Source organism: Streptomyces sp. NPDC059582, from assembly GCF_042735715.1.
In the GTDB taxonomy this organism is placed as follows: Bacteria; Actinomycetota; Actinomycetes; order Streptomycetales; family Streptomycetaceae; genus Streptomyces.
On the sequence record NZ_JBHWCC010000020.1, the window covers coordinates 131210 to 141924 of the forward strand.

Below are 10715 nucleotides of genomic sequence, written 5' to 3' on the forward strand. Positions count from 1 at the left end.
ATGATTCAGCGCAGGGATGTCCAGTTCGAGGCCGACGGGGCGGTACAGCTGCGTGGATGGCTCTTCCTGCCGGATGGCCAGGGCCCGCATCCGGCGATCACCATGGCCCACGGCTACGCCGGGGTGAAGGAGCACGGCCTGGAGTCGTTCGCGCAGGCATTCGCCGAGAACGGCTTCGTCGTCCTGGTCCATGACCACCGCGGCTTCGGGGCGAGCGATGGCCGGCCGCGCCAGGATGTCGACCCCTGGCGGCAGATCGCCGACTGGCGGCGGGCCATCTCCTTCCTGGAGAGCGTCCCGGAGGTCGATCCGGAGCGGATCGGCCTGTGGGGTACCAGCTATGCCGGCGGCCACGCGATCGTCCTGGGCGCGACGGACCGCCGACTGCGGGCCGTGGTCTCCCAGGTGCCGACCATCAGCGGTTTCGAGCAGGGCCGGCGCCGAATCGTCCCCGAGGCCGTCGCGGCCCTGGAGGAGGGATTCTCCGAGGACGAGCGCGCCCAGTCGCGTGGTGAGGCCCCCCGCACGCTGGCCGTCGTCGGCAGCGACCCCGCGGTGCCCGCGTCCTACCGGACGCAGGAGGCCATCGACTTCTACCTCCAGCCCACGCCCGACGGTGCGTGGGAGAACGAGGTCACAGTCCGTTCCACCCGGGCCGCGCGCATGTACGAGCCCGGAATCTGGGTCGACAGGGTCTCGCCCACACCGCTGCTCATGGTGGTCGCGCTCAACGACACCGTCACTGTGACCGACCTGGCCCTCGCGGCCTACGAGCGCGCGCTGGAGCCCAAGCGGCTGCGGACGGTCGCGGGCGGCCACTTCGACCCGTACACCACGCAGTTCGACAAGGCGAGCAGCGCTGCCATCGAATGGTTCCGCGAGCATCTCGCCTGAGGGGCCCCGCACACCACCGCGCCCGGCACGAACTGGGAACTGAAGGTGCGTCATGTGACGCACCCGGCTCACACCGTCGATGCCGGGCGCGAGCGCACAATCCGTCGCGGACGGGCCCACGTCCGGCGCCATCCTGACGTCATCAAGGGCCGCCTCACCGAAACCGGCCTGACCATCACCGCACACCGGATCGCTGAAGGCTTCGAGCAGCTGCGCCAGGACAGCTGAAGCCTTCGAGCAGCTGCGCAGGACGCCCGCTGCTGTGCCATCGACGTGCGATAGACCCTCGCCGGCCCCCATGCACCAAGCGTGCGGGCCCACCCAGCGCGGCGACGGTCAGGCTCGATCCGGATCAGGTCACCCTGCGGGCGCGGTGACCGTCGAGTCGCCGGCCGGCAGGGTCTCGGTGCCGTCGGGCCTCACACCCGTCACCCAGTAGTACGAGGTGGTGCCACGCCGGGCGCCGGTGTCGAAGTACTCGAAGGCCCCGGCGGAAGTCTCGTGGATCTTCTCGTAGGCGGCAGTGGCCGGGTTCCATCGGTAGATGCGGAAGCCCTGTGCGTCCGCACCGAGTCCGGACCACGTCAGGCGGTTTCCTTCGGCGCCCTCCGCCGGGGAGGCTTCCAGGTCCAACGGCGAGCCCTCGGGTGTCGCCACGCTCGGCGTCATGTCGAACTCGGTCGCGATCACGATCTGTGCCTCGCCGGTCCACTGGAAGGCGGAGTTCCAGGCATCGTCGACGGCGTCGACGATGAAGCAGCTCTCTTCGCCGTCGGGGAGGGTGGTGTACGCGTACGAGGTGGTGTCGGCCGACACGTAGTAGCCCGGGTAGAGGGAGCACACCTTCTCGTCTTCGTCTCCCCAGAGTTCGCCGCGGCGGACCACGTAGCGCGCCAGGTCCGGGGTGGGGTTCGCGTCCCAGCTCACCGCGAAACCGTATTCGGTCGGTACGACGGTGACTCCGGTGACGGCGGACGGTGGGGTGAGGTCCTCGCGTGTGCCGCCGACGGCGACGGACCGCGCGGACTCGTTGCCCGCCGTGTCGAGGGCGGTGACGCGGTAGGAGTAGCTCACGTCCTCCGCGGCCGAGGTGTCCACGTACGAGGCCTGGTCGGTACTGCCGACCAGGGCGTACGTACCCTGCGGGGCCGCCGCCCGGTAGATCCGGTACGAGGCTGCGCCCTCGACCGCGCTCCACCTGACCCGCAGACCGTCGGACGCGGCGGCGGAGCTCAGTCCGGTGGGAATGGCGGGGGCGGTGTGGTCGGCGCTGACGACGGCCTGGTCGGCCGAGCCCGCGGAGACGTTGCCCGCCCTGTCGTAGGCGCGGACCTCGTAGTAGTAGACGGCGCCGGTGGCCGGCGGGGTGTCGGTGTACGAGGTGGAGGTGGTGGTGGCCAGGGGAGTGCTGCCGAACGCGGCGTCCTTCAGGCGGCGGTAGACGCGGTAGCCGGCGAGGTCCATCTCGTTGTTCTTCGCCCAGGCGATCTTCGCCTTGCCCGTCGCCTTGTCGTACGACACCGAAGTGCCTGCCGGTGTGAGCGGCTTGACCTTGTCGACGCTCGCCGAGGTGTTGGGCGTGTAGGTCAGCTTGACGTTGGCCGAGCCCGTCCAGTTGGCGTAGTCCACGCGCAGGGTGTGCTTGCCCGCCGGGATCGTGACGTTGACGGTCTTCTTCGTCGTCGTCGAGCCGTTCTTCCAGAGGTCGACCTTGCGGGAGCTGTCGACGTAGACGCGGATGCCGTCCTGCGCGGCGGCCGAGAGGGTGAAGGGGCCGCCGGAGCCGAAGTCGCGGGTGACGGTCCAGCGGACGCCGAAGTTGTTCGTCGGCAGGCCGGACGCGGGGGCCTTGGCGCCCCAGTTCTCGTCGATCGTGCTGTCGCAGTCGGTGCGCTTCGGGGTGCCCGAGAAGGTGGTGTTCGCGTAGAACTGCCTTTTGTACACCGGTGAGGCGCAGGTCGTCGCGGCGGACACGGGGGCCGCGGTGGTGGTGAGGAGGCCACCGGCGGTGGCGAGCACGACGGCGGTGGCGGACGCCGTGGACGTGCGTCGTCTGGCTGTGTTCATTCGGTCCTCTGGTCGGGATCGGGACGGGAGTTCTGGCCCGTCGGGATCACGACTCACGAGGAGTGGGGTTGGTTGTACGGATCTTTGCCTGCGGATGAACTCCCGTTGGTTGAATAGTCCGCAAAGAGTGTTTGTAGGTGAATTTGCAGCGAGTTCATGACTGACGTCGATCCACAGGCCGGCGCCGGCTGCCCACTCGCCGCAGCGCCGGCCGATCTCGCGGCCGACATCGACCGACAGCCGACCAAGGAGGTGTATCGACCGATCCTGGCCGGTCACTGGCGCATCAGGCCAGGACGGGCGTTGCAGGGTGCAAGCCTGTTGAAGACCGTCCACGAGCGTCTGGGCGATGCGGTGGAGCCGAGCTCGCCCGTCTTGCTGGAGCAACTCGCCCGCGCCAGCCTGGCCGACGCGGCGCTCCACCGCCTTCACCCTGGTCAGCGTCCCGCCGATCGTTGTCGGAGGGACCGGGTCCGCTGGCTGGTCGGCGAAGTCATGCTGCACGTCGTCGTACGAGGCGCTGCCGCCCAGGTCGACGACCGCCGCAGCACGCTTTGGGCCCCGGGCATCGGCGATTCGATCAGGTGGAACAGCAGCTGTCGGTCGCGCCGTCCGAGATGTCTTCGCTGCTCGGTTCCTGCGACTCTGGTGCGCCTGTGGCGGCCGGCGACGCGCCCAGAACGCGTCGTAGGCGGCGCGGCAGTGTCGCTGCCGACGATTCGCACGCGCCGCGAACGCTCTCTCGCACGAGACTCGCCGCGCACTGCCGGGCCGGCGCGCCCGGCAGGCCGGCCCGGTCCTCTCTTACATGGGGCGTGCGTTCTTGAGGCGGTTCTCATGCACACGCAGATGCATGGTGACCAGTTCCAGCAGCGGAACTGACACGTTGAACCGGTGGGCGCGCTCGACCAGATCGCCGAAGACGTGCTCGACTTCGGTGGCGCGCCCGTCTGTCAGATCTCGGTAGAGAGACGAGGTCATCGGCGAGCCGAGCGCCGTGACGCTTGCCAGAGTCTGCTGCTTCGCCGCGTCCGGCACCGAGTGTCCGGCCGCGGCCGCGACAGAGGCGCATTCGCCGACGACGGCCTCAGCGAAGGCGGCGCCCTTGGGAACGGCCGCGACCTCGCCGACCGCCCCGCGCATCAGACAGGTCACCGCGCTGACGGAGGCGATGAAGACCCACTTGGACCACATCTCGCGGTCGATGTCAGTGGAGAGCCCTGCGGAGAAACCCGCGTCGCCGAGCGCACCGTCCAGCTCCGCCAGCCGCGCCGGTACGGTCCCGCGCCGCGCTCCGTACCGAAGGCTCTGGATGTCGGCCAGCCGGACGATATCTCCCTCGGCGTCGACCGTGGTCATCACCTTCGCCACGCCGCCCAGCACCGCGTCGGAGCCGAACCGTGCGGACAGAAGGTCGATGTGGTGCAGCCCGTTGAGCACGGGGACGATCAGCGTGTCCAGCCCGACCGCGGGCGCCATGTCGACGACGGCCTGTTCCAGCCCCGTGGCCTTGACCGACAACAGGACCAGATCGAAAGGCGACTCGATCTCTCCTGCCTGAACCAAGTGCGGGGCGAGGACCGTCTCTTCACCCAGGCCGATGATCCGCAGGCCCTTCTGCCGCAGCCGCTCGGCTCGTTCGGCCCGCACAAGGAAGGTCACATCCCTGCCCGCCTGGGCAAGCCGGGCGCCGAAGTACCCGCCGGTCGCACCGGCACCCACTACCAGGATCCTCACAGGTCACCACTCCTCTCGCGGCATGGCGACATCACGCCACACTTTCGGCACAGGTCATATCTTTACGGATATGCCACCATTCGCCATACCTCGACATTCCGGATAGCGATCGGCGGGTTCGACATAGGTGACGTTATTATGCTCATGTCGAATGGGGATCTGTGGAGCGGCCGCGCCAAGCACTCCTCCAGTCACCGCCGGACCCACAGCACACTTTTCAGGGGCGATGTTGCAACCGGCGGAGAGCGCGGATCAGTCCTGTCACCACCCTGCCGGCCGACACCTCGTGGCTCCTGCAGGCGAAGCTCAACACCGAGCAACTCATCGGGGAAGAGGGAGCGTCCGACGGCTCTGGGTCGGGTGCGCAACCTGCTCATGGACGCCATGGGCCGGCCGCGGCGGCGGTCCTACGCGGTGAGCGGCCGCCGCCGCTCGCCGGTCAGGGCCGGGCGGCGGAAGGCGAACGCCGCCGCCACCCCCGCCACCAGACCGATCAGATGGCCCTGCCAGCTGACTCCCGACTGCGTAGGGGCCAGGCCGAACAGGATCGAGGTGCCCCAGAGCGCCCCGATGAGCAGGCCGACGAGAATGCCGAGCGGGCGGCGCTCCACGAAGCCGCTGACGAGCAGGAAGCCGAAGAGCCCGAAGATCAGGCCGGACGCGCCCGCCGTGTTGGTGTCCGACGGGGATACCAGCCACACGCCCAGGCCGTCCGCGACGATGATCAGCGCGCAGACCAAGGCGAACCGGCGTAGCCCGCCCAGCGCCGCGAGGAACCCGAAGACCAGCAACGGGACGCTGTTGGCGGCGACATGGGTGAAGCCGAAGTGGATGAATGCCGCGGGGACGACGTCGACCAGCTCGGCCGGCTCACGCGGGATGATGCCGAACCCGTCCAGCGCGTGACCGCTCACCGCGTCCACCACCTCGAGCAGCCACAACAGTGCGACCCAGCCCACCATCAACTTGGCCGCGCCCTTCGCTCGGTCGCCCCGCGACCACTCCAACCCCGCACCGGACATGGCATCCCCCACAGCTCGCTCGTCCCCACAGGGCCTGCCGCGTCCTGGGAGGCAAGGGAGACCGGAGGAAGATGACGCCGGCGTTCGTCGGCGAGGTTCTCACCGCGGCGACGCAGGAGGCCACTGACCTGCTGCGAGTCTACTACGCAGGCCACGGACTCCTCAGCGTGTCGGGGGAGTTGAGCACCTGACGCCGGCGCATTGCCACCCCCGCCTCGGGATGGCCGGACTCACCGTGGTCTGCGCCCCGCAGGTCAGCGAAGCGGTGGGACGGGCTGCTCGGGTCGCACGTGATCGGCAGCGGTGCGGTCACGCATCCCTTGACTCACCAGTGGGCGCGATACGACGGAAGTTCAGCCGGCGGTGTCGACCGCTTCGCGAGCGTGGGCGGTCAGACATCTTCTACGGCCTCGGATCGCCGGCCGTCATGTCAGCACGTCCGTGCTACGCAGTTCAGCGTGGGTCCAGGTAGCAGACCCACGACCAGTCAGCGACGTCGTCTGTGTCGTAGGCACCCGTGTCCGTCCAGCGTGTTGCACGTCAGAGCATTCCTGGGCGGGTGGATGCCGGAGCCGGTGCTTACTCCGTCTATGGGACAACGACTTCACACGGCGGTAGCGCCGGTTCTCACGGCAGGTCTGATCACCAGGTTCGGCACGAGCACACTCGAAGGCAGTCAATTCGATGCAGGTGGAAGGGAACGCTCTCAGCCGTCCCACTGCCACTGGGCTCGACACCTTCGGGGGCCGGAAGCTGTCTGCGACCGGCGATCTTCTCGTCAGCGTCGTTGCCGAACTTGTGGCCGGAGTTGGAGGGCGCTGCGAACACGCTCACAGCACTGGGCAGAAGATCCCGGATGTGTCGGGCGGGCGACGGCGACGTGGGCCCATACTCTGAGTCCCGTCCGCTCTATCTGGGGGAGTCATGACAAGTAGGTTCACGGAGTTGGTCGTTGACTGTCACGACCCGGAGAGGCTCGCGGCCTTCTGGTGTGAGGTCCTGGACTTCAAAGTGATCGACCGGAGCGAGGGCAAGGTCGAGATCGGCTCCTGGGTGCCGACCGTCGAGGAGGTCCGGGCCTGTCAGATGCCACCGACCCTGGTGTTCATCGGGGTGCCTGAGGGCAAGACCGTGAAGAACCGGCTCCACCTTGATGTCAGCCCGATCGACGGCAGTACCGACGACGAGGTGGTCAGGCTGCTCGGCCTTGGCGCCACCAAGGTGGACGTGGGGCAGGGTCCCGGCCGGAACTGGGTGGTCATGGCAGACCCGGAGGGCAACGAGTTCGATGTCCTGCGCACCCTGGCACCTCCCAACTGAAAGATCAGTCGGGACCTCACCCTGGTCGAACCGTTCGGAGTCGAGCGGCGACTCCTCGACGCCTACGGCAACATGGGCAGCCCCGAGGATCTCGACGCCTACGGCAACATGGGCAGCCCCGAGGATCTCGACCCCGGCAGCGACCTGGCCGGCGACTGCGCGGCGACCTGGGGGGGGCTGGGCGGCGACGGCCGCAGAGAATGCAGCATCACCCACTCCCGGACCGCCTCCGACCCTGGGCCCACGACCTCACGCGTCACCGGTCCCCGAGATCTCCGGCTGTGGTACTGGGGATGTACGTCCGGTCGGCCGGGGGCCCGGCCCGAGTGAATCGGGTCGGGCCCCCGGCAAGGCTCCCGCCGGCGGACGACGCAGCGTGCCGTGGCGCCCGCCTCGCCGGTTCCTCAGGAGGCCGCCGACGGGTACACCTGGAGGCCGTCGATCGAGTCACGCCCCTTGGCGGTGTCCGCGTACAGACGGGCCTCGGTAATCAGCCCGTCGACCACGGTGAACAGCAGACAGTGCTCGTTCTCCATGCTGCGGCCAGTCTTCGCCTTCGCCCTGGCCCTGACGGGAACGATGACGTGCGACCCGGCATCGAGCACCGCGTGTGCGTCGTAGTTGAAGGTCTCGTAATAGTGATCGTAGATATCCTGGTAGAAGGCGCGAAACCCTTCAGGCCCATGAAATGTTCCGCCATAAGGCAGGGAGGTGGGGAAGTCGAAAATCACCTCGGGTGACATCAGGGCCACCAGGTCCGAGGAATCGTTCTCCTCGAAACCGGAATATGCTCGCCGGCAAGCATCTACGATTGCCTGATTGTGTGACACGTTTCCTCCATTTATCAACAGGAATGCAGTGGGAATCCGGTCAGTCGCGGTCGGCGTCCGACGGGTCGGCACAGCACTTCGCGTACTCCGTCCCGGCGAGGTGCTCGCCCAACTTCCGGGAGAGGTACGGGAGTATCGGCAGCGGACGGTGGTTCATCACCAGATGCTGCGTCTTCTCCTCGTCGTTCTCGTAGACGACAGCGATGTCGGCGATCGGCCTACCGTCCGCCGTCGCCGCGTAGTCCTCGACGAAGCCGTTCTCTCCGTACTCGCCGATGCAGATGAAGTCCTGGAATTCGTACAGAGTGCGAGCTCAGGACAGGATCGCGAGAAGGCCCTTGGCGCCGTGGATGGTGCCGTTGAAGACCCTGGCCTCCAGCGTCACGTCGTCGGCGAGATCGTCGAGCCACGGAGGGCAGTAGTTCTTGCGCTGCGGCGCCGGGTCGCCGCTGCCCGGATATGTCGGTGGCGTCTTTCAAGTCATATCCAGGCCTACTGTGAGAGTCGGTTCATGCTTCGAGCAGTGCCTTCAATAGACACGATCGCTGGATGCAACGGTCGCTGTCCAACGAAAGCCAGAGACCACAGCCATCTCGCTGAGAGATACTGGGAGGGTGGAACTCCGCCAACTCGAGAGCTTCGTCGCCGTCGCCGAGGAAGCGAACTTCACGCGTGCCGCCGCTCGGCTGCACGTGGTCCAGTCCGCGGTCTCCACCACGATCAAGAACCTCGAGCGAGAACTCGGCACGCCGCTGCTGGAACGCACCTCAAAACGCGTGCTGCTCACCGATGCCGGTGCCGCCCTGCTCCCGCGCGCCCATGCCGCTCTCGACGCCGCCCGGGAAGCCGTAGAGGCGGTGGCCGAGGTTCGCGGCGGGCTGCGCGGCACCCTGCGACTGGGCACGATGACGACGGTGGGGCTCATCGACTTTCCCGCGCTCCTCGGTGAATTCCACCGGCGTCATCCCGGCGTGCTGTTGCAGACCAGCGCCGCCGCCTCCGGCTCCCAGGGCCTGATCGACGCCCTGCTCGAACGGCGGCTCGACCTTGCTTTCGTCTCCCTGCCCGGACCGCCTCCGACCGGCGTCACGCTGACCGACCTCGCCGCCTCGGTGCTCGATCTCGTCGTGCCGGCCGACCATCCGCTCGCGCAACGCCGCACCGTGCCGATCACCGAACTGGCCGGTCTGGACTTCGTCGACTTCCCCGAGGGCTACGGCATCCGGACCGTCGCCGACCAGGCTTTCGCCGCCGCCTCCGTGACCCGTCGCGTCGCCCTTGAGATCACCGATCTCCCCACCGGCGTGGCCTACGTCCGCAACGGCCTGGGCGTGGCGCTACTGCCACGGCCCGCCCTCGCCAAGGCGGATGGCGTCGCCCCGCTGACCATCGACGACGCCAACCTGGACTGGCCGTTTTCCCTGGCCGCTCCGTCCGACCGCACGCCCAGTGCCGCGGCACGTGCCCTGATCGCGATAGCGCACGAGTTCCTCATCTGGCGAGGGTGAACATCGCCTCGGAGTGTTCAGACGGGGTTCCGTGATCGCGTACACGTGGATCGGTAAGCCCATTGTCGGAGGCTGCCGGCAGCATCGCCGCTACGGACGCCATCCGCACCACCCTGCCGCGGCCGCTGAAACACGCCCTAAGGGCTGTCCCGTAATCCCCGGCGGGCGCACGACGACAGCTACGGCACCTCGCCGCGTTGTCGGATCGCCCGCATACGCCCAGTATGCGGACGACCCTCCGCCTTGCGACGCACCGCATCTGACGCCGCGCGCTGATCCACCAGGGATTACGGGACAGCCCTTAGCTGTGCTGGCACGCCAGGCGATCCGGTTGAATCCCGGCCCCGGTTCTCCATAGCCGCACGGTAGTTCGGTCGGCGGGCCGCTGCTGTGGCCCGTCAGTCAGCCGTGGCTGTACTGCGACAAGCGGCACGAGGGTCCGGGCGCCCCCCTACTGCCCGTGGCCCAGCAGTACGTGCGCGATGTACCCCTGCTGCGACCGCCCGGACAGGCCGATCCGCTCCGGATTCGCCCGATGGGCACGACAGGCCGCTGTCTGGGGACCGGTACCCGCCCTTCTCAGGAGCAGGCCAACGAACGGCTCGCGCTGCCGGACGGCGGCGGAACGCGCCGCCGCCGAATCGTCCGTCCAGACCGCTGTCTGTCGGGCCGACCGACGGAAGTCGGCGACCTCCTGCGATGGGGGCGCTGCCGTGTGGGGACGTGGAGGCTCCCGGTGAACTTCCCTGCCAGGCGCCGGAGTCCGGGCAGGACGCCGCAAGGTGTCCTGCTACGGCATGGCTTCCTGAGCATGCGTTTCTCTATTCCGGTCATTCCTCCCAACGGAAGGACGCAAGGGCCGACTCTGTCCTCATCCGACCCGATGTCTCCGGGTCGGGGTCATCGTCGTCCCGTCGTCGGCGGGCCAGACGCCCGACGGCGACGATCGCCCCCAGCACCAGCCCGACCAAGCAGACCAGAAAGACCGCGAGTCCGGCGAGGCCCAGCAGCCCGTATCCCGTCAGGGCCGCCATTATGTCCATCAGGTTCATACATCCACATGCCAGCATGACGACACAGTCCTGGTTGATGGCGCTTCCGGAGCGGCGCGTGGCCAATCGGTGCTCCGGAAGTGCCCATATCGCAATACGGCAGCCTGGCCGGCCGACATACAGGCCGGGGCACGGTTGCCGGCTGACCTCGCCGATGCGATCGTGCCGGCCAGCGCCTGCTCGACGGCTTAGACGTCGTTTCAGTTGGTGAGTCGGCGGTGGCAGATGAGGGCTGCGGCTATGCCGACGAAGGCAAGGAAGTGTTCGGATTTCCGCTCGTAGCGG

The 10715-nt window shown here is 68.1% G+C and carries 10 protein-coding genes and 1 pseudogene; 5 read left to right on the plus strand and 6 right to left on the minus strand.

Features of this window, described 5'->3' with window-relative positions; genetic code table 11:
• Both ACFV0T_RS19235 and ACFV0T_RS19240 read left to right on the plus strand, forming a co-directional pair.
• Entirely contained in the window at positions 1-894 is an 894-nt protein-coding gene (locus ACFV0T_RS19235) for an alpha/beta hydrolase (RefSeq protein WP_385780166.1), read from the plus strand.
• A 54-nt stretch (positions 895-948) separates the two neighbouring features.
• Entirely contained in the window at positions 949-1122 is a 174-nt protein-coding gene (locus tag ACFV0T_RS19240; protein ID WP_385780169.1) for a hypothetical protein, read from the plus strand.
• A 129-nt stretch (positions 1123-1251) separates the two neighbouring features.
• Here ACFV0T_RS19240 and ACFV0T_RS19245 read toward each other — a convergent pair whose 3' ends face one another.
• The 3 genes from ACFV0T_RS19245 to ACFV0T_RS19255 form a co-directional block, all read right to left on the minus strand.
• Positions 1252-2961, minus strand: a complete 1710-nt coding sequence (locus ACFV0T_RS19245; protein WP_385780172.1) for a fibronectin type III domain-containing protein — start codon at positions 2959-2961, stop codon at positions 1252-1254.
• Positions 2962-3765: 804 nt separating this feature from the next.
• Positions 3766-4698, minus strand: coding sequence for a ketopantoate reductase family protein (locus tag ACFV0T_RS19250; RefSeq protein ID WP_385780175.1), 933 nt, complete (start codon positions 4696-4698; stop codon positions 3766-3768).
• A gap of 407 nt (positions 4699-5105) precedes the next feature.
• Complete coding sequence (locus ACFV0T_RS19255; RefSeq protein WP_385780178.1) at positions 5106-5720, minus strand: rhomboid family intramembrane serine protease; 615 nt, start codon at positions 5718-5720, stop codon at positions 5106-5108.
• Positions 5721-6644: 924 nt separating this feature from the next.
• On the opposite strand from ACFV0T_RS19255, the gene ACFV0T_RS19260 reads away from it, so the two are divergent.
• Both ACFV0T_RS19260 and ACFV0T_RS19265 read left to right on the plus strand, forming a co-directional pair.
• Positions 6645-7040: a VOC family protein gene (locus tag ACFV0T_RS19260; RefSeq protein WP_385780181.1), complete on the plus strand. Its 396-nt coding sequence runs from the start codon at positions 6645-6647 to the stop codon at positions 7038-7040.
• A gap of 72 nt (positions 7041-7112) precedes the next feature.
• Positions 7113-7370, plus strand: a complete 258-nt coding sequence (locus tag ACFV0T_RS19265; protein WP_385780184.1) for a hypothetical protein — start codon at positions 7113-7115, stop codon at positions 7368-7370.
• Positions 7371-7444: 74 nt separating this feature from the next.
• Here ACFV0T_RS19265 and ACFV0T_RS19270 read toward each other — a convergent pair whose 3' ends face one another.
• The gene (locus ACFV0T_RS19270) at positions 7445-7870 is read right to left on the minus strand and encodes a nuclear transport factor 2 family protein (RefSeq protein WP_385780186.1); all 426 of its coding nucleotides are present in this window, start codon (positions 7868-7870) and stop codon (positions 7445-7447) included.
• 614 nt (positions 7871-8484) lie between these two features.
• Here ACFV0T_RS19270 and ACFV0T_RS19275 point away from each other — a divergent pair.
• On the plus strand, positions 8485-9378 hold the full coding sequence (locus ACFV0T_RS19275; RefSeq protein WP_385780189.1) for a LysR family transcriptional regulator: 894 nt from the start codon (positions 8485-8487) through the stop codon (positions 9376-9378).
• 830 nt (positions 9379-10208) lie between these two features.
• On the opposite strand, the gene ACFV0T_RS19280 is transcribed toward ACFV0T_RS19275, so the two are convergent.
• Positions 10209-10430, minus strand: a complete 222-nt coding sequence (locus tag ACFV0T_RS19280; protein WP_385780191.1) for a hypothetical protein — start codon at positions 10428-10430, stop codon at positions 10209-10211.
• Between the two features lie 200 nt (positions 10431-10630).
• Positions 10631-10715: pseudogene (locus ACFV0T_RS19285) on the minus strand (IS5/IS1182 family transposase); the annotation flags it as partial.

What these genes read in the sequence shown, in the direction of transcription:
- ACFV0T_RS19235 (WP_385780166.1), top strand. Translation starts at nt 1, where the DNA reads ATGATTCAGCGCAGGGATGTCCAGTTCGAGGCCGACGGGGCGGTACAG.
- ACFV0T_RS19245 (WP_385780172.1), bottom strand. Translation starts at nt 2,961, where the DNA reads ATGAACACAGCCAGACGACGCACGTCCACGGCGTCCGCCACCGCCGTC.
- ACFV0T_RS19255 (WP_385780178.1), bottom strand. Translation starts at nt 5,720, where the DNA reads ATGTCCGGTGCGGGGTTGGAGTGGTCGCGGGGCGACCGAGCGAAGGGC.
- ACFV0T_RS19260 (WP_385780181.1), top strand. Translation starts at nt 6,645, where the DNA reads ATGACAAGTAGGTTCACGGAGTTGGTCGTTGACTGTCACGACCCGGAG.
- ACFV0T_RS19265 (WP_385780184.1), top strand. Translation starts at nt 7,113, where the DNA reads ATGGGCAGCCCCGAGGATCTCGACGCCTACGGCAACATGGGCAGCCCC.
- ACFV0T_RS19280 (WP_385780191.1), bottom strand. Translation starts at nt 10,430, where the DNA reads ATGAACCTGATGGACATAATGGCGGCCCTGACGGGATACGGGCTGCTG.